General features: G+C 74.7%; 18 protein-coding genes. 9 read left to right on the top strand and 9 right to left on the bottom strand.

What is annotated here, in order from left to right; all coding sequences use genetic code 11:
- Positions 1-26 precede the first annotated feature (26 nt).
- From ACI783_RS11765 to ACI783_RS11755, 3 genes are all read right to left on the bottom strand, one after another.
- The gene (locus ACI783_RS11765; RefSeq protein WP_457140601.1) at positions 27-509 is read right to left on the bottom strand and encodes a DUF5130 family protein; all 483 of its coding nucleotides are present in this window, start codon (positions 507-509) and stop codon (positions 27-29) included.
- 61 nt (positions 510-570) lie between these two features.
- Positions 571-912 (bottom strand): aa3-type cytochrome oxidase subunit CtaJ, encoded by a 342-nt coding sequence (gene ctaJ / locus ACI783_RS11760; RefSeq protein ID WP_457140600.1) that lies wholly within the window; start codon positions 910-912, stop codon positions 571-573.
- A gap of 48 nt (positions 913-960) precedes the next feature.
- Positions 961-2,409: an amidase gene (locus ACI783_RS11755; RefSeq protein WP_457140599.1), complete on the bottom strand. Its 1,449-nt coding sequence runs from the start codon at positions 2,407-2,409 to the stop codon at positions 961-963.
- A gap of 36 nt (positions 2,410-2,445) precedes the next feature.
- Between ACI783_RS11755 and kynU the strand changes: the two genes are divergently transcribed.
- Positions 2,446-3,723 carry a kynureninase gene (kynU, locus tag ACI783_RS11750; RefSeq protein ID WP_457140598.1) on the top strand — a complete coding sequence of 426 codons (1,278 nt, stop codon included), beginning with the start codon at positions 2,446-2,448 and terminating at the stop codon, positions 3,721-3,723.
- A gap of 14 nt (positions 3,724-3,737) precedes the next feature.
- On the opposite strand, the gene ACI783_RS11745 is transcribed toward kynU, so the two are convergent.
- The 3 genes from ACI783_RS11745 to ACI783_RS11735 all read right to left on the bottom strand — a co-directional run bounded on the left by ACI783_RS11745 (position 3,738) and on the right by ACI783_RS11735 (position 6,404).
- Positions 3,738-4,418, bottom strand: coding sequence for a class F sortase (locus ACI783_RS11745; protein ID WP_457140597.1), 681 nt, complete (start codon positions 4,416-4,418; stop codon positions 3,738-3,740).
- Entirely contained in the window at positions 4,406-5,551 is a 1,146-nt protein-coding gene (locus ACI783_RS11740) for a hypothetical protein (RefSeq protein ID WP_457140596.1), read from the bottom strand. Before ACI783_RS11740 ends, ACI783_RS11745 begins: the two co-directional genes overlap by 13 nt.
- A 241-nt stretch (positions 5,552-5,792) precedes the next feature.
- Positions 5,793-6,404 (bottom strand): HNH endonuclease, encoded by a 612-nt coding sequence (locus ACI783_RS11735; RefSeq protein WP_457079107.1) that lies wholly within the window; start codon positions 6,402-6,404, stop codon positions 5,793-5,795.
- Positions 6,405-6,535: 131 nt separating this feature from the next.
- Here ACI783_RS11735 and ACI783_RS11730 point away from each other — a divergent pair, with 131 nt between their 5' ends.
- From ACI783_RS11730 to ACI783_RS11700, 7 genes are all read left to right on the top strand, one after another.
- On the top strand, positions 6,536-8,629 hold the full coding sequence (locus ACI783_RS11730) for a prolyl oligopeptidase family serine peptidase (protein ID WP_457140595.1): 2,094 nt from the start codon (positions 6,536-6,538) through the stop codon (positions 8,627-8,629).
- A 75-nt stretch (positions 8,630-8,704) separates the two neighbouring features.
- Positions 8,705-9,721, top strand: coding sequence for a mechanosensitive ion channel family protein (locus ACI783_RS11725; RefSeq protein ID WP_457140594.1), 1,017 nt, complete (start codon positions 8,705-8,707; stop codon positions 9,719-9,721).
- Positions 9,718-11,040, top strand: coding sequence for an MFS transporter (locus tag ACI783_RS11720; RefSeq protein WP_457140633.1), 1,323 nt, complete (start codon positions 9,718-9,720; stop codon positions 11,038-11,040). Before ACI783_RS11725 ends, ACI783_RS11720 begins: the two co-directional genes overlap by 4 nt.
- Positions 11,037-11,435: a globin gene (locus ACI783_RS11715; RefSeq protein ID WP_457140593.1), complete on the top strand. Its 399-nt coding sequence runs from the start codon at positions 11,037-11,039 to the stop codon at positions 11,433-11,435. The genes ACI783_RS11720 and ACI783_RS11715 overlap by 4 nt, the downstream gene beginning before the upstream one ends.
- 84 nt (positions 11,436-11,519) lie before the next feature.
- Positions 11,520-13,103 (top strand): glycoside hydrolase family 13 protein, encoded by a 1,584-nt coding sequence (locus tag ACI783_RS11710; protein ID WP_457140592.1) that lies wholly within the window; start codon positions 11,520-11,522, stop codon positions 13,101-13,103.
- A 111-nt stretch (positions 13,104-13,214) separates the two neighbouring features.
- The gene (locus ACI783_RS11705) at positions 13,215-13,814 is read left to right on the top strand and encodes a biotin transporter BioY (RefSeq protein WP_457140591.1); all 600 of its coding nucleotides are present in this window, start codon (positions 13,215-13,217) and stop codon (positions 13,812-13,814) included.
- A gap of 92 nt (positions 13,815-13,906) precedes the next feature.
- Positions 13,907-14,425: an MOSC domain-containing protein gene (locus ACI783_RS11700; RefSeq protein WP_457140590.1), complete on the top strand. Its 519-nt coding sequence runs from the start codon at positions 13,907-13,909 to the stop codon at positions 14,423-14,425.
- Positions 14,426-14,500: 75 nt separating this feature from the next.
- On the opposite strand, the gene ACI783_RS11695 is transcribed toward ACI783_RS11700, so the two are convergent.
- Positions 14,501-14,905: an acyl-CoA thioesterase gene (locus ACI783_RS11695; RefSeq protein WP_457140589.1), complete on the bottom strand. Its 405-nt coding sequence runs from the start codon at positions 14,903-14,905 to the stop codon at positions 14,501-14,503.
- A gap of 82 nt (positions 14,906-14,987) precedes the next feature.
- Here ACI783_RS11695 and ACI783_RS11690 point away from each other — a divergent pair, with 82 nt between their 5' ends.
- Entirely contained in the window at positions 14,988-15,422 is a 435-nt protein-coding gene (locus ACI783_RS11690; RefSeq protein WP_457140588.1) for a protein-tyrosine phosphatase family protein, read from the top strand.
- A gap of 22 nt (positions 15,423-15,444) precedes the next feature.
- Here ACI783_RS11690 and ACI783_RS11685 read toward each other — a convergent pair whose 3' ends face one another.
- Together ACI783_RS11685 and ettA are read right to left on the bottom strand one after the other, a co-directional pair.
- Positions 15,445-16,053, bottom strand: coding sequence for a maleylpyruvate isomerase family mycothiol-dependent enzyme (locus ACI783_RS11685; RefSeq protein ID WP_457140632.1), 609 nt, complete (start codon positions 16,051-16,053; stop codon positions 15,445-15,447).
- 256 nt (positions 16,054-16,309) lie between these two features.
- The gene (gene ettA, locus ACI783_RS11680; protein WP_457079085.1) at positions 16,310-17,980 is read right to left on the bottom strand and encodes an energy-dependent translational throttle protein EttA; all 1,671 of its coding nucleotides are present in this window, start codon (positions 17,978-17,980) and stop codon (positions 16,310-16,312) included.
- Positions 17,981-18,072 lie beyond the last annotated feature (92 nt).

The raw sequence follows: 18,072 nt of genomic DNA, 5'->3' as shown, positions 1-18,072 counted from the left end.
GAGGGGGACGGGGTCCTCCGCCTCTCTCAGTGGGCGGTGGCGATGCCCCGCGGGACGTCGTCGCTGCGGCGGCGGTGCGGGTGGCCGGCGGCGTCGGACATCTGCCGCAGGCCGTTGACGATCGCGCCCGTCAGGTCACCGGAGCCCAGTCGGTTGGTCATCGCCAGCACGGCCAGCGCGCAGGCGCGGTCCGGCAGCCGGCGGGCCGCCGCCGACCCGGTCACGATCTCCACCACCCGCTGCCCGGGCGAGAGCGCGACCAGCACCCCGATCGAGGTGTCCCCGCCCGCGCGGGCGTGCAGGCTCTCGGCGGTGCTGCGGGTGTCGCTGCCCAGGTCACCGACGTACAGCGTGAACCGCAGCCCGGTCTCCCGGGAGGACATGGTCAGCGCCTCGTCCAGCCGGGCCAGGTCGGAGTAGCTGAACGGGCCGGGGCCCGGCTCGGCCACGGCGGTGTTGATCGTGTCCTGGCTGGCGCTGGGGCCGGCGTCGAGGTGCTGCGTCGACATCAGCGGGTGCCTCCGGTCGGCAGGGGACGGCGGGTGGGGTGGGGCAGCGGCACGGCCCGGGTCACCAGGTGCCCCGGGCGCCGCCGGCAGCCGTGCGCTGCGGCACGGGCGCCTCGTGCGGGTGCTGACCGATGGCCAGCGCCGCGGCGGTCGCCCCCAGCCCGCGCCGGCCGTGGTCGTCGGCGCTGCTGTGGTCGGCCGGGTCGTCGTCGCCGTGCCCACCGTGGACGCCGGGGACATCGGGGTGCGGCTCATACCAGACGGGCTCGTGGTCCCAGGGCTGGCCGGGCTTGTACCGCGTCCGGTCCTTGCCGCGGCCGGGGAGGATGGTCACCGCCCAGAACAGCAGGTACACCACCAGCGGGATGGCCGCATAGATCAACACGGTCTCGTACCAGGGCATGGCGCCAATCTACCGGGAGCCCGGGTCAGCGGCCCGGCAGCCGCGCGGTCACCAGGTGGCCGGGTGCCGGTGCGCCCAGGGCCGGGCCTCCTCCAGCTGCGCGGCCAGCGACAGCAGCGTCGTCTCCTCCGCTGGGCGGCCGACCAGCATCGTGCCGATGGGCAGCCCCTCGGGGGTCCACCACAGCGGCACGCTCAGCGCCGGCTGCCCCGTCACGTTGTAGACGGCGGGGAACGCGGCGTAGCGCTTCTGCCGCTCGAAGTCCGCCTCGCCGGGGTCCAGCCCGTCGGCGGGGCCGTCGAACCAGCCCACCGGCCGGGGCGGCAGGGTGCAGACCGGGGCCAGCAGGACGTCGAAGCCGCTGGTCGCCTGGACGAAGCGGCGGGCGAAGACGCGGAGGGTGAACATCGCCTCCATCGCGTCGCGGGCCGACAGGGCCAGGCCGCGCTCGCGGAGGAAGCGGGTCAGCGGGCGCAGCCGGTGCACCTGGGCCTCGGCCACCGGCAGGGTGGTGGCCGACAGCGCCCACACCACCTCGAACGCCGGGAACACCCCCGCGGTCAGCGGTGGGGCGGGCAGGTCCTCGACCTCGTGGCCCAACCCGGCCAGCAGCGCGGAGGCGTCCTCGAACGCGGCGCGCACCTGCGGGTCCAGATCGGCACCGGGCATGCCCGAGTCCAGGTACCGGCCGATCCGCAGCCGCCCCGGCGGGCGCTCGGCCGCACCGAGGAAGGTCTCCCCCGGCGGCAGCGGCGGCGCCCAGTACGGATCGCCGGGCACCGGGCCGGCGATCGCGTCGAGCACCGCGGCGGCGTCGCGGACCGTGCGGGCCAACGGACCCTGCACGCCCAGCCCGGTCACCTCGCTCCCCAGCGGGGCGTTGCTCACCCGGCCGCGGCTGGGTTTGATCCCCACCAGCCCGTTGATGCCGGCCGGGATGCGGATCGAACCACCGCCGTCCGAGCCGTGCGCGAACGGCACCATCCCGGCCGCGACCGCCACCGCGGCGCCGCCGCTGGAACCGCCGGCCAGCAGCTCCGGGTCCCAGGGGCAGCGGGCCGGCCCGACCAGGTCGTTGTCGGTGTAGCAGGGGAAGCCGAACTCCGGCGTGCTGGTCTTGCCGAGGCTGATCGTGCCCGCGGCGGACAGGGCGGTGACCACGGCGTCGTCGACGTCGGGCACGAAGTCGGCCAGCAGCGCAGACCCGAAGGTGGTGCGCACACCGGCGGTGTTGGCCAGGTCCTTGATCGCGGTGGGGACGCCGAACAGCGGGGGCAGCTCGGCGCCGGCCAGCACGGCCCGGTCGGCGGCGGCCGCGACCGCCCGGGCCCGCTCGGGGGTGACCGTGATGAAGGCGCCGAGCCGGGGGTCGAGCGCCTCGACCCGGGCCAGCGCGGCGTCGACCAGCTCGGTGGGGCTCACCTCCCGGGCCCGGACGGCGGCGGCCTGCTCCAGGGCCGTGAGGTCGTGCAGCTGCGTCCCGCGCGCGGAGGTCACGGCCGGACGCTAGCCAACCCGGGGCAGGATCGGGCCGTGGACCTCTCCCGCGCCGCAGCTGCCGCGGCCGACGCCGCCGATCCCCTGGCCGGCTTCCGCGCCCGTTTCACCGGCACCGACGACGGCGCCGGCAACGAGGGCCCCGACCGGCTGCTGTACCTGGACGGCAACTCCCTGGGCCGGTTGCCGCGGGAGACCCCGGCCGCCGTCGCCCGCGTGGTCGAGCAGCAGTGGGGCGCCGGCCTGGTCGGCTCGTGGGCCGACTGGATCGGGCAGGCCCGCCGGATCGGCGACCTGCTGGCCACCGGGGTGCTGGGTGCCCGGCCGGGTGAGGTGCTGATCTCGGACACCACCAGCGTCGACCTCTACAAGCTGCTGGTCGCCGCCGCCGACGCCCGCCCCGAGCGCGACGTGCTGGTCTGCTGCGCCGACGACTTCCCCACCGACCGGTACGTCGTCGCCGGGGTCGCCGGGCAGCGCGGGATGACCGTCCGGGAGGTCGGGGCGCACGTCGACGAGGGGCTGGACCTGGACGTGCTGGCCGCGGCGCTCGACGAGCGGGTGGCGGTGGTGGTGCTCTCCCAGGTGGCGTACCGCTCCGGTGCCCTGGTCGACATCGCGGAGGTCACCCGGCTGGCGCGGGACGCGGGCGCCCTGGTGGTGTGGGATCTCAGCCACGGGGCCGGTGCGGTGCCGGCGGAGCTGACCGCGGCCGGCGCCGACCTCGCCGTCGGCTGCACCTACAAGCACCTCAACGGCGGCCCGGGCGCCCCGGCCTTCCTCTACGTGCGGCGCGAGCTGCAGGAGCAGCTGCGCCAGCCGATCTGGGGGTGGTTCGGGGCGCGGGACCAGTTCGCCATGGGCCCTGCCTACGACCCGGCCGACGGCATCGACCGCTTCGCCGTCGGCACGCCTCCGGTGATCGCGATGGCCGCGGTGGAGGTCGGCGCCCGGATCACCGCCGAGGCCGGTGTGGACCGCATCGCGGCGAAGGGCCGGGCGCTCACCGACCTGGTGGTCGCGCTGGCCGACTCCTGGCTCGCCGGGCACGGCGTCGCCCTGGCCAGCCCGCGGGACGCCGCCCGCCGGGGCGCGCACGTCACCCTCGCCCACCCGGCCGCCTGGCAGCTCACCCAGGCGCTGATCGACCGCGGCGTCGTCCCGGACTTCCGGACGCCGGACCGGCTGCGGCTGGGGCCCGCGCCGCTCTACACCCGGTTCGTCGACGTCTGGGACGCGATGGACCGGCTGCGCACCGTGCTGACCGCAGGGGGCTGGACCGGCTACCCGACCGAGCGGGCCCGGGTGACCTGACCGGACCCGCCCGGTCAGGACTCGGCGAAGACCACGAGGTTCTCGGTCGAGGACCGGCCGCCGCCGCGCTGGAAGCAGGTGATGAGCACCAGCCGCCCGGGCGAGGCCTCCCACACCTCGGTCGCCGCCGGCAGCTCACCCTTGGCGTACCGCTGCGTGCGCTGCACGGTGTAGCTCACCTGGCCCGTCGGGGTGCTGACCTCCACGACGTCGCCCGGTCCGAGGGTGCTGCCCCCGCCACCGGACTCCATCAGCGGGTCGAACCCGTAGTCCCCGGTGCCGGTTGAGTGGGCGGCGAGGTAGAGCGTGTTGTCCGCCTGCTCGGCCGAGCCGACCGGGTCGCCGTAGGGCTCGATCCAGTAGGCGGCGGTGAGCGTCGGCGGGTTGATCACCCCGCCGCGGGGGGTCAGCGGCAGCACCGGCAGGTCCAGGTCCAGCCCGTCGATGACCACGTGCACGTCCGAGGAGGGCGTGGGCAGCACCACGCCCTCCGGGGGGAGCGTCGGCTGGGCCTCCTCGGCCGGGGGGGCCGCCGTGGGCGTGGCCGCGGCCACCGGGTCCGAGGACCCGGTGGCCGCGGCGGCGTGCCCACCGCCGGTCAGGCCGACGCTGAGCAGCGCGCTCCCCGCGGTCGCGACGGCGGCGACCGCCACGACCGCGGAGGCGCGCCGGCCCGGCTGGATCAGGCGCCGCACGTCCCGCCCTCGACGGAGGAGCGGCGACGGTTGCGGGCGACGGCGACGCCGCCGACACCCGCGAGGAGCAGCAGCCCGGCGCCCGCAGCGACCGCAGCGGTGCCGGTGGAGCCGGTGGAGCCGGTCTCGACGACCTCGACCCCGGTGTTGGACTGCAGCCCGGCGTTGACGGCGGTCGGTGCGGCCGGCTCGGTCGGCGCGACCGGCGCGGCGACGGCGTCCGGAGCGACGACCTCGAGCTGGACGGCGACGAGCGAGGCCGAGGTGCCGAAGGGCGACAGGACCGCGAGCGCGTAGGAGCCGGCGGCGGCGTCGGCCGGGACGACGAACGTCGCGGTCGACCCGCTGATCGTCGTGGGGAGCGCCACGGCGGTGCCCGTCGGCAGGCCGGCGGCGTCCAGCGGCTGGAGGCCGACCTCGGTGCCGGTCAGGTCGGTGAGCCCGAGGTCACGCAGCAGCGAGGGGGTGGGCAGCTCGAGGGTGACCGTCGAACCCGAGGTCACCGGGGTCGGGAACGGGCAGACGGTGGCCGAGGTGATGGCACAGGGCACCTGCGAGATCGCCAGCAGCGCCGGCTCGAGGTCGACCTGGGCGGTGGCCGTGGTGGTCAGGGTCAGCGAGTAATTGAGCGGGTCAACGATGAAGTTCCCGCTCAGCCCGGTGCTCAGGTCGCTGATCAGCAGCTCGGCATCGGGGCCGTCGGTGACGTCGGTGGGCAGGGTGATCGTCAGCGTCTGGGTGCTCTGACCGGTGACGACCAGCTGGTCGACGCCGGCCGGGTCCGTGGTGTAGGTCCGGTCGCCCGTTCCGTCGAACGTCCCGTCGCCGTCGTTGTCGAAGTACAGCTCGACGAGGGCGGTGGCGGGGTCCAGTTCGGCGGGCAGGGTGACGGTGAGGTCGTCACCGAACTCGGCGACCACCGGGGTCACCGCGGCGGTGTCGTCCATCGGGTCCATGACGCCCGCGTAGTTCTCGATCGGGAAGCCACCGATCGCGACCTCCGGCGGGGCGAGCGGGATGCGGACGTCCGTCGCCGCACTCGCGGCGGGAGCGATCCCGACGACGAGGGACGCGGACGCGGCGCCGAGGAGACCGAGGCGCTGGAGCGACCTGCGGGACGTGAGGGTGGACATGGGAGCACCTTCCGCGACGGCAGCGCCCAGGCGACGCTGTCCGGCGGAACGTACGGGTGCGGGCCAGCCCGGGCACGCACCTGACCCGCCAACTGAGGCGTCTGTGACCACAGTGGCGAAAATTCGAAAGGAACTCGTCAGTTTCTGATGTGCCATCGTCGCCGGACGCCCATCGAATTGGCACCCCTCGACTACCCTGACCCGATCGGCACCTGATCTCGCCAAGAGGGCCCATCGGCTGTCACGCGCTGACGGACTCCGCCATGCCCAGCCAGGTGCGCCAGCGCGGGTCGACCGTGCGGTGTCCGAGCAGCCGCCAGGCCGCGCCGCTGGGCGCCCCCGGCGGGTAGGGCAGCGTCCAGCCCAGCTCGGCCAGCGACCGGTCGGCCTTGGTGTGGTTGCACCGGCGGCACGCGGCGACCACGTTGTCCCAGGTGTGGGTGCCGCCCCGGCTGCGCGGCACCACGTGGTCGATGCTGGTGGCCGACCCGCCGCAGTAGACGCAGATCGAGCCGTCCCGGGTGAACACCGCGCGGCGCGACAGCGGCACCTGCACCGGGTAGGGCACCCGCACGTAGCGGGTCAGCCGGACGACGACCGGGACGGCGACGGCCAGCCGCTCGGCGTGGACGAGGTCCTCGGTGACGTCCACGGGCTCTGCCTTGGCCGTCAGCACGAGCACGATCGCGCGGCGGCTGGAGACCACGCACAACGGCTCGTAGGTGGCGTTCAACAGCAGGGTGGCGGTGGTCGTGACCTGCGCCGGGACGGGCGCGCGCGGACCGGGGAGGGGGTCGGTGGCCGGGCCCTTCGGTGCGGGCGCGGACGACGACCCGAGTGCGGTGATCGACACGGGACACCTCCGAGGGCCCCGGGCTCCCGACGGCTTCGAGAGGCCCTGGGTCGCCTCATAGTGCCCTGTCGGCGTGTGATAACGAGCAGCGACCCCTCGGGCGCCGCCGTCCGGGCGGTTACCGTCGCCGCGTGCGCTACCCCGATGCCCCCCGCCTGGACCTGGTCGAGGACCTGCACGGTCACCGGGTCGCCGACCCCTACCGGTGGCTGGAGGACCCCGCCGACGACCGCACCGCCACCTGGGCCGCGGCCCAGGACGAGCTCGCCGCACAACTGCTCGGCAGCCTCCCCGGGCGCCCGGCCTTCGCCGATCGGCTGGCCCAGCTGGTGCACGCCGGCGCGGTGGGCATCCCGGTCTGGCGCCGCGGCCGGGCGTTCTCCACCCGGCGCGATCCCGGTCAGGAGCACGCGGTCCTGCGGGTCACCGAGCCCGACGGCAGCGTGCGGGTGCTGGTCGACCCGACGGCGCTGGACCCGGCCGGCACGACCACGCTGGACGCCTGGTCGCCGTCCTGGGAGGGCGACCGGCTCGCCTACCAGGTCTCCGTCGGTGGCGACGAGGAGTCGCAGCTCTTCGTCCTGGACGTCGCCACCGGGGAGGTGCTCGAGGGCCCGATCGACCGCTGCCGCTACTCCCCCGTCGGCTGGCTGCCCGGCGGCGAGGAGCTCTACTACGTCCGCCGACTGGCCCCCGAACTGGTGCCCGCGGGCGAGGAGCAGTTCCACCGGCGGGTGTGGCGCCACCGCGTGGGCACCGACCCGGACACCGACGTCCTGGTGCACGGGGAGGGCAGCGACCCCTCGACCTACTTCGGCGCGCGCACCAGCGCCGACGGCCGCTGGCTGGTCGTCTCCGCCTCGGTGGGCACCGCACCACGGGACGACGTGTGGCTGGCCGACCTCGCCGGGGACGGCCGCCTGCGCCCGCTGCAGGTGGGGATCGACGCGCAGTTGACCGCCTGGGTGGCCCGCGACGGCCGGCTGTGGCTGCACTCGGACCAGGACACCCCGCGCGGCCGGCTCGCCGTCGCCGACCCGGCGGACCCGGCGACCTGGGCCCCGGAGGCGTGGACCGAGGTCATCGGCCAGGCCGACGACGGCGTGCTCTCCGACGTCGCGCTCGTCGACGGTCCGGACGGCGACCTGCAGGTGCTGGCGGTGCACGCCGTGGACGCCACCGACCGGCTCTCGCTGTGGGCCGGCGACGGGTCGGGCCGGCTGGCCGAGGTGACCGACCTGCGCCCGGGCAGCGTCTCCGGCGTGAGCGCTCACCCGGAGGGCGGGACGACGGCGTGGGTCGGCTTCACCGACTTCGCCACCCCGCCCTCGGTGCTGCGCTGGGACGCCGCCGACCCGGCCGCCCTGACGACGCACGAGCAGGCGCCGGTCGCCGGCTCGGTGCCCGACCTGCGCGTGGTGGAGACCCACGCGACGTCGGCCGACGGCACCCCCGTGCACCTGTTCGTGCTCTCGGCGACGGGGACGCCGGACTCCCCGCGACCGACGGTCCTCTACGGCTACGGCGGCTTCAACGTCTCGCTCACCCCCGCCTACAGCGCGCAGGCGCTCTCCTGGGTCGCGGCCGGTGGCGTGTGGGTGGTGGCGAACCTGCGCGGCGGCTCCGAGCACGGCGAGGAGTGGCACCGCGCGGGGATGCGCGAGCGCAAGCAGAACGTGTTCGACGACTTCGCCGCCGCCGCGCAGCACCTGATCGCCACCGGGTGGACGACGCCGGCGCAGCTGGCCGTGATGGGCGGCTCCAACGGCGGGCTGCTGGTCGGTGCGATGACGACCCAGCACCCGGACCTGGTCGCCGCCGTCGTGTGCAGCGCGCCGCTGCTGGACATGGTGCGGTACGAGCTCTTCGGGCTCGGCCGCACCTGGAACGATGAGTACGGCACCGCCGCGGACCCCGAGGAGCTGGGCTGGCTGCTGGGCTACTCGCCCTACCACCGGGTGGTCGAGGGCACCGCCTACCCCGCGGTGCTCTTCACGACCTTCGAGTCCGACACCCGGGTCGACCCGCTGCACGCGCGCAAGCTCGCCGCCGCGCTGCAGCACGCCACCACCGCCGAAGCGCCGATCGTGCTGCGGCGGGAGCTGTCGGTGGGGCACGGCGCCCGTGCGGTGAGCCGCACCGTGGGCCTGGCCGCGGACCAGCTGGCGTTCCTGGCCGCGCACACCGGGCTCACCCCGGCCCAGGAGCCGCACACCGGCGGCTGACCAGCGGGGACGACACACGGAACGACGTCGTCCGGGTGATCGACGGGCCACAACCAACCTGCGAGACTGTCCGCGATGAACGGCACACCCACGGTCACGGCGGCCGACGCAGGGGCACCGGCTCCCGCCTGCGCGGAGGACGCGGGATCGCTCTGCGCGCGCCTGTGGGAGTGGACCGGGCTGGACTGGCTGGCCGCCAACGCCGACACGATCGTCGGCCGGCCGGCCCGGATCCTGCTGATCGTGCTGGTGGCCGCCGTGGTCCGACTGCTGCTCAACCGGGCGATCCACCGGCTGACCGACCGCACCGCCACCGGCTCCGTCCCGACGATCCTGCGGCCGTGGCGCAACCGCGCGCGGCAGGCCGACCCCGACGGCGTGGAGCTGATCGCCGCCCGGCGGACCCAGCGGGCCGAGGCGATCGGGTCGGTGCTGCGCAGCTGCGCGTCCTTCGCGGTGCTCGGCATCGCCGTCGTCCTGGTGCTCGGTGAACTGGGGGTCAACCTGGCGCCGATCCTGGCCAGCGCCGGGGTGATCGGCGTCGCGCTCGGCTTCGGCGCGCAGAACCTGGTGAAGGACTTCATCGCCGGGATCGGGATCATCCTCGAGGACCAGTACGGCGTCGGGGACGTCGTCGACCTGGGCGAGGCCAGCGGCACCGTCGAGGCCGTCGGCCTGCGGATCACCCGGCTGCGCGACATCAACGGCGTGGTCTGGTACGTCCGCAACGGCGAGGTGCTGCGGGTCGGCAACCGCAGCCAGGGCTTCGCCCAGGTGGTCATCGACATGCCGGTCGCGCACGACACCGACCTCGAGCGCTGCCGTGCCGTCATGCAGGAGGTCGCCGACGCGATGGCCGCCGACGAGGAGTGGGCCGAGGTGTTCCTCGGCGAGCCGGAGTCCCTCGGCGTCGAGTCCATCACCACCGAGGGCGTCGTCCTGCGGGTGCAGGTGCGCACCACCAACGCCGTCCAGTGGCAGGTCGCCCGCGAGCTGCGGCAACGGCTCAAGGAGCGTTTCGCGACCGAGGGCATCCGCACCCCGCTCCCCCTGCTGGGGATGAGCGCCGGCCCGGGCGCGGGCACCCGCTGAGCCGCCCGCGTCCCGAGCGGGACACCCCCGCCGATCGTCCGGCCACCTTCCGGCAGGTCTTCGCGGTCGCCGAGTTCCGGCCGCTGTTCGGCTCCTACACGCTGTCCACGATCGGCGACGAACTCGCCCGGGTCGCGCTGACCGTGCTGGTCTACCAGCGCACCGACTCCGCGCTGCTGTCGGCGATCACCTTCGCCATCAGCTACCTGCCCTGGGTGCTGGTCGGGCCGGTGCTGGCCTCGCTCGCCGACCGGTTCCCGCGGCACCGGGTGCTCATCGCCAGCGACGTCGCCCGCGCCGTGCTGGTCGCCGCGATGGCCGTCCCGGGGACGCCGTTGCCGGTGCTGTTGGCCCTGCTGCTGGTCGTGGCGTTGTGCGCCCCGCCGTTCGAGGCGGCCCGCTCGGCGCTGATGGCGGACGTCCTGGAGGGCGACCGCTACGCGGTGGGCACCTCGCTGACCGGCGTCGCATCGCAGGCCAGTCAGCTGATCGGCTTCCTGCTGGGCGGTGCGCTGATCACCGCGCTGTCCCCCTCGGCGGCCCTCCTGATCAACGCGGGCACCTTCGCCGTCTCCGCGCTCTGGCTGACCCGCGGCCTGCGGCGCCGGCCCGCGCCGGCGGCCGAGGAGGAGGTCGGGTCGATCTGGCGGGACACCGCCGGCGGCCTGCGGTTCATCGCCAGCTCCCCGCGGCTGCTGGCGATCGTCACGGTGCTGTGGGTGGGGGCGCTGTTCATCAACGCCCCGGAGGGGATCGCCACCCCGTGGGCGCTGCAACTGCAGGGCACCGCCGCGGCCGCGGGCCTGCTGCTGGCCGCCAACCCGGCCGGCACCGCCCTCGGTGGACTGCTGGTGGGCCGCTTCTGCCCGCCGCACGTGCGGGACCGGCTCCTGGTGCCGCTGCTGGTGCTCTCGCTGGCCGGGGTGCTGCTGGCCGGCCTCGCCCCGCTGTGGCTGGGCACGGGGTCGGCCGCGTACGTCGTCGTCCTGGTGCTGCTGTTCGTCGCCGGGATCGGCGGGGCCAGCAGCATCCCGCTGAACGTGGCGTTCGTGCAGGCCGTGCCGAGCGCCTACCGCGGGCGGGCGTTCGGCGTCGCGGTGGCCGGCCTGTCCGGCGTGCAGGGGCTCGGCGTGGTGCTGGCCGGGCTGGGCGCCGAGGTGCTCGCGCCGGGCACCGTGGTCGCGCTGCTGGGGGCGGTCGGCCTGCTGACCCTGGCCGGCCCGCTCGTGGCGCTGCACCGCACCCGCCCCGGACGTGGCGGGGGTGACACCGGCCGCGTGCCCCGCGACGACCCCGCTGAGGGACGATCGACGGCATGAGCGAGACCAGCCGATCGCTGCCCTCGGCACGCACCTTCTACGACGAGGTCGGCGGCGAGCCCACCTTCCGGGCGCTCGTCGCCCGGTTCTACGCCGGGGTGCGCGAGGACCCGGTGCTGCGGCCGATGTACCCCGCCGACGACTGGGAGGGCGCGGAGACCCGGCTGCGGATGTTCCTCGAGCAGTACTGGGGCGGGCCGACCACCTACTCGGAGAACCGCGGGCACCCGCGGCTGCGCATGCGGCACGCGCCCTTCGCCGTCGACGAGGCCGCCCGCGACGCATGGCTGCGGCACATGCGCGACGCCGTCGACTCCCTGGAGCTCACCGACGAGCAGGACGCGACGTTGTGGGGTTACCTGGTCATGGCGGCACACAGCATGCAGAACCAGTAAGGACCCCGCTGCCCCCCACCACTCGCACGCTCGCGGTGGGCCCCTGCAGCGGGGCCGCACCTGCACAAGCACTTGAGGAGCCCGGTGACCGCGGAGCCGACGTCCCCCCGCACCGACGCCGACTGGTGGCGGGAGGCGGTCTTCTACCAGGTCTACGTGCGCAGCTTCGCCGACGAGACCGGCGACGGCGTGGGTGACCTGGCCGGCATCCGGTCCCGGCTGCCCCACCTCGCCGAGCTCGGCGTCGACGCCCTGTGGATCACGCCGTTCTACCCCTCGCCGATGCACGACCACGGCTACGACGTCGCCGACCCGCGGGACGTGGAGCCGGTGTTCGGCGACCTCGCCGACTTCGACGCCCTCCTGGCCGACGCCCATGCCCGCGGCATCCGGGTGACCATCGACCTGGTGCCCAACCACAGCTCGCACGACCACGAGTGGTTCACCGAGGCGCTGGCCGCCCCGCCCGGCTCGCCCGCCCGGGCCCGGTACTTCTTCCGCGACGGCCGGGGGCCCGGCGGCGCGGAGCCGCCGAACAACTGGCCCTCGGTCTTCGGCGGCCCGGCCTGGACCCGGGTGCCCGACGGACAGTGGTACCTGCACCTGTTCGCCCCGGAGCAGCCGGACCTGGACTACGGCAACCCCGAGGTGGTGGCCGACCTGGAGGAGACGCTGCGGTTCTGGCTGGACCGCGGGGTCGACGGCTTCCGGATCGACGTGGCGCACGGCATGGCCAAGCCCGCGGGCCTGCCGGACATGGTGCCGGCCGAGGACACCGGCCTGTTCGCCGACGACGGCCCGGGTGACCTGCGGTTCGACCAGCAGCACGTGCACGAGCTGCACCAGCGGGTGCGGGCCGTGCTCGACCAGTACCCCGACCGGATGGCCGTCGGCGAGGTGTGGGTCTTCGACGACGAGCGGCTGGCCCGGTACCTGCGCCCCGACGAGCTGCACCTGGCGTTCAACTTCCGGCTGCTCACCGCCGAGTGGGACGTCGCGGAGCTGCGCAGCGCGGTCGTGCACTCGCTGGCGACGGTGGCCGACACCCCCGCGCCGGCCTGCTGGGTGCTCTCCAACCACGACCGGCCGCGGCACGTCACCCGCTACGGCGGCGGCGAGGTCGGCACCCGCCGGGCGCGGGCGGCGGCGCTGCTGCAGCTGGCGCTGCCCGGGGTCGCCTACGTCTACAACGGCGACGAGCTCGGCATGCCCGACGTCGACCTGCCCGACGAGGTGCTGCAGGACCCGATCTGGGAGCGCTCCGGGCACACCGAGCGGGGCCGCGACGGCTGCCGGGTGCCGGTGCCCTGGTCGGGCGACCGGCCCCCCTACGGGTTCTCCTCGACGCCGGACACCTGGCTGCCGATGCCGGAGGGCTGGGAGCCCCTGACCGTGCAAGCCCAGGAGCGGGACCCGGACTCGATGCTGTCGCTGTACCGGGCGGCGCTCCGGCTGCGGCGGGGGTCCCCCGCGTTCACCGGCGACGGGCTGGCGTGGCTGCCCGCCCCCGACGGCTGCCTGGCGTTCCGCCGGCCCGGTGGGCTCGTCTGTCTGCTCAACCTCTCCGGGGGGCCCGTGCCGCTCCCGGAGGGGCAGGTGCTGCTGGCCAGCGAGCCGGTGACGGACGGCGTCGTCCCGAACGACGGGGCGGTCTGGCTCCAGGCGTGACCGGGGGGGCCGACCGCTGGCTGACCGGGCGGCGACGCCGGCTCGGCGGTAGGGCAGACTCACTCCCCGATCCGGGGCGATCGCGCCCCTCCCTGCGCTCCAGGAGGTCCCGTGGCCACCGCCTCGATGCCCGCGTTGCCGTCCCGCCGCCTCGTCCTCGCCGACCTCGTGCCGGCCAGTCGCGCGCGCGACGTCGTCCTCGTCGCCCTGGGGGTGCTGCTGACCGCGGCGCTCGCGCAGGTGTCGGTGCCGGTCCCCGGGTCCCCGGTGCCGATCACCGGCCAGACGCTGGCCGTCGTGCTCACCGCCGGTGCGCTCGGCCCGGTCCGCGGCGTCTCGGTGCAGGCGCTGTACATGCTGTGCGCGCTGGTCGGGCTGCCCTTCTACTCCGAGGCCAGCGGCGGCTTCGACGTCGTCTTCGGCGCGACCGGCGGCTACGTCGTCGGCTTCCTCCCGGCCGCCTTCCTGATCGGCCTGGCTGCCCGCCGCGGCGCGGACCGGAAGATCTGGCAGGCACTGCCGCTGTTCGCCGCCGGGCAGCTCGTGGTGTTCGCCGTCGGCGTGCCGTGGCTGGCGGTCACCGCCGGACTGACCGCCTCCCAGGCGCTGGAGGCCGGCTTCTACCCGTTCATCCTCGGCGGCGTCGTCAAGGCCGGCGTCGCCGCCCTGGTGTTCCGCGGCGCCTGGCTGGCCGCGGGCCGCAACCACTGACCGAGCCGCTCCCCGACCGCCCCGGGTCGGCGCCTCCAGCAGGCGCCGGCCCGGGGCGGTCTGCGTCCGGGCCGACCGGCCGGCTGCCGGAGGTGTGGACGGCGCCGACGGCGGCCGCGCCGATGGTCCGTCACGCCTCGGTGGCGGCGCTGCCCGGGCGCGGGCTGGCCGGCGACCGCTACGCCCTGGGCGGGGGCACCTGGGCGCGGTACCCGCAGCAGGAGAAGCAGGTGACGCTGATCGACGCCGACGACGTCGCCGTGGTGGCGGCGGAGGCCGGCGTCGACCTCTCCCCCGGCCGGACGCGACGCAACGTGGTGACCCGGGGCATCGACCTGCCCGCGCTGGTGGGGCGGTACTTCCTGGTCGGCGACGTGTTGCTGTTCGGCACCAAGCGCTGCCCGCCGTGCGCGCACCTGGAGCGGCTGACCGGGATGCGGTTGGTGAAGGCGCTGGCGCCGCGGGGCGGGATCAACGCGGCGGTGTTCAGCGCCGGTGAGGTCGCCGAGGGGGCCGTCGTCCGGCTGGTGGACGACGCCGAGGCCGCCCGCCGCGGAGCACCGACCGGCGCCGACCGCCCGGTACCCCGCATCGTCGTCCTGCCCGACTGACCCGACCCCGCTCTCCGCGCCCAGAGCAAACCGGACGGCTGTGCTTCCCGCGCGGAAAGAGGGGGGGCTGCGGCGTCAGTCGTCGTGGTGGGCGGCGAGGAAGGTCTTCTCCTCGGGCGTGAGCCGGCGCGGCCGGTTGAGCGCGAAGTCGAACGGCACCAGCACCGTGCTGCCGGTGACGGCGAGCTCGCCGTGGTCGAACAGCTCGTAGTGGCAGGTGAACGAGGCCGCGCGCACCCCGGAGACCCAGACCTGCACCTGCAGCGGCTCGGCGTCGTAGACCACCGGCCGCTTGTAGGCGATCTCGTGACTGGCGACGACGATCCCGCGGCGCAGCCCGGTCTCCTCGTCGTGCGTCGGCTGGTCGAAGAACAGGTCGACCCGGGCCATCTCGAAGTAGCCGAGGAAGGCCACGTTGTTGATGTGCTGGTAGGCGTCCATGTCCGACCAGCGCATCGGGACGGCGACGGTGTGCCTCACGCCGGTCACCCTGCCTCATGACCTGCGGACGCCGGGCACGGCCCCGGTTCCGTGGGACGCCTCCCCCGCCTACGGTGCCGTCATGGAACCGTGGACCGGCGCCGGTCCCGGGGTGCTGGTGCTGCCCTCGGGACGCCGGATCCGCGGGCGTGGGCTGCGGCAGGCGCTCCCCCACGGCCCGTCGCCGCAGTTCGGCGTCTACCTGCTCGGCCGCCCGCCGTGCCCGGTGCCGTGGGAGACCCGCTGGGTTCGCTGGCGGGACTTCCGGCTGCCCGCCGAGCCGGCCGACCTGCGGAACGCGCTGTGCGAGGTGTGGGAGCGGGCCGTGACCGAACGGGTGGAGGTCGGCTGCGCCGGCGGCACCGAGCGCACCGGCACGGCGCTGGCCTGCCTGGCCGTGCTGGACGGGCTCCCCCCGGCGCGGGCGGTGGCGTACGTGCGCGCCCACTACCGCCGGCAGGCCGTGGAGACCCGCGGTCAGGCCCGGTTCGTCGCCCGCTTCGGCACGAGCGGCTGAGCGCCCCGTCCGGGGATCCGGATCAGCGCCGCGGGGCGAGCCGGTCGCAGCCGGGGCCGGACAGCTCCCCGAGGGCTGCCTGACGTCCTGCCACGGTCATCAGCAGTGCCTCCGCCGGGCCGCGGACCTCGGGCCCACGTCCGAATGCCCAGTCGACGTCGGTGGCCACCAGCCGCACCCTGCGGACGCGCAGCGCCCCGAGCAGCGTGGGAGCCAGCAGGGCCGTGCGCAGCGCCGGCAGCAGCCGCTCGGGCGGGACGGTCCGGGGCAGGCCGAGCGGCCGCCGGATGTCCTGGTGGTGGATCAGCCCGTCGGTGAGGGCGATCGCCCCGTGCATGCCCGCGGTCAGTCCGGTCGGTGTGAGGTGGCCGCGCAGCAACTCGATCAGCTCGGCGGAGGGTAGGGAGGAGTACTCGCGCAGGCCGAGGGCGTTCACCCGGTCGAAGGCGAGGCGGCCCCGGGCGAACCGGACGGCCAGCTGACGCGCGGAGAGTTCCTCGTAGCTCAGCACGTGCGCGACGACGTCGTGGACGGACCAGCCCTCGCAGAGGGACGGGGCGCGCCACTGGGGCGCGGTCAGGGTGACCAGCAGCGCGAGCAGGTCCTGTCGTTCAGCGCGTGCCAACGGCATCAGGTCCACGACGGCTCCGCAGGAGGTCACGGTCGCCGGCGCGCGACACGGTGCTGGGGACCCTAGGGCAGAGCGGCCCGGTCCGGTCGCATCGTGTCCGCGGAGACGGCGACGGCCGGCCGGAGCGAGGAGCTCCGACCGGCCGTCGTCACGTGCTGGGCCGGCCCTTGGCGAGGGGCTGGAACGGTCCCGCTGTTCGGCCCCGTCCCGAGGCTCGCCCCGAGCTTGCGAGGGGTGAGGAGGACGGGGTCCTTTCTCAGTCGCGGGTGAGCTTGCGGTAGGTGGCCCGGTGCGGACGTGCCGCGTCGGGGCCGAGCCGCTCGACCTTGTTCTTCTCGTAGTCGGCGAAGTTGCCCTCGAACCAGAACCACTTCGAGTCGCCCTCGTAGGCCAGGATGTGCGTCGCCACGCGGTCGAGGAACCACCGGTCGTGGCTGACCACCACGGCGCAGCCGGGGAACTCCAGCAGCGCGCCCTCCAGGCTGGTGAGCGTCTCGGTGTCCAGGTCGTTGGTCGGCTCGTCGAGCAGCAGCAGGTTGCCACCCTGCTTGAGGGTGAGCGCCAGGTTCAGCCGGTTGCGCTCACCGCCGGAGAGCACCCCGGCCTTCTTCTGCTGGTCCGGGCCCTTGAACCCGAACGCGGAGACGTAGGCCCGGGAGGGCATCTCGACGTTGCCCACCTGGATGTGGTCCAGGCCGTCGGAGACGACCTCCCACAGCGACTTGTTCGGGTCGATGCGGCTGCGCGTCTGCTCGACGTAGCTGAGCTTGACCGTCTCGCCGACCTTGATCTCGCCGTCGTCGGGCTTCTCCTCGCCGACGAGCATCTTGAAGAGCGTGGTCTTGCCGACGCCGTTGGGGCCGACGACCCCGACGATGCCGTTGCGCGGCAGGGTGAACGACAGCCCGTCGATGAGCACCCGATCGCCGAAGCCCTTGACCAGCTTGTCGGTCTCGACGACGACGCTGCCCAGCCGCGGGCCCGGCGGGATCTGGATCTCCTCGAAGTCCAGCTTGCGGAACTTGTCCGCCTCCGCGGCCATCTCCTCGTACCGGGCCAGGCGGGCCTTGCTCTTCGCCTGCCGGGCCTTGGCGCCCGAGCGCACCCACTCCAGCTCGTCCTTGAGGCGCTTGGCCCGCTTGGCGTCCTTGGCCCCCTCGACCTTCAGGCGGCTGGCCTTGGTCTCGAGGTAGGTGGAGTAGTTGCCCTCGTAGGGGTAGGCCCGGCCGCGGTCGAGCTCGAGGATCCACTGGGCCACGTTGTCCAGGAAGTACCGGTCGTGGGTGACGGCCACGACGGTGCCGGCGTACTTCTCCAGGTGCTGCTCCAGCCACGCGACGCTCTCGGCGTCCAGGTGGTTGGTCGGCTCGTCGAGCAGCAGCAGGTCGGGCGCCTCGAGCAGCAGCTTGCACAGCGCCACACGGCGGCGCTCACCACCGGAGAGCACCTTCACGTCGGCGTCGCCGGGCGGGCAGCGCAGCGCGTCCATGGCCTGCTCGATGCGGTTGTCGAGCTCCCAGCCGTCGGCGTTCTCGATGACCTCCATGAGCTCGCCCTGCTCGGCCATCAGCGCGTCGAAGTCGGCGTCGGGCTCGCCCATCGCCGCACTGACCTCCTCGAAGCGGGTCAGCGCCCGGCGGAGGTCCTTCACCGCCTCCTCGACGTTGCCGCGCACGTCGAGCTCCTCGTTGAGCGGGGGCTCCTGCTGGAGGATGCCGACGGTCGCCCCGGGGGCGAGCACCGTCTCGCCGTTGGAGGCGGTCTCCATGCCGGCCATGATCTTCAGGACCGTGGACTTGCCGGCGCCGTTGGGGCCGACGACCCCGATCTTCGCGCCGGGCAGGAACGCCAACGTGACGTCGTCGAGGATGACCTTGTCGCCGTGCGCCTTGCGCGCACGGACCATGGAGTAGATGTACTGGGCCACTGGGCTGTCGAGCCTTCCGTCAGGTCGCGATCGGGAGCAGGGCGGGCACCGGGGTCTCCGTCGCCCGCCCCACCACCTGCGTTCTCAGCGCC

It is taken from the genome of Modestobacter sp. SYSU DS0511, assembly GCF_054050755.1.
This window is presented reverse-complemented; position numbering and strand designations above follow the sequence as displayed.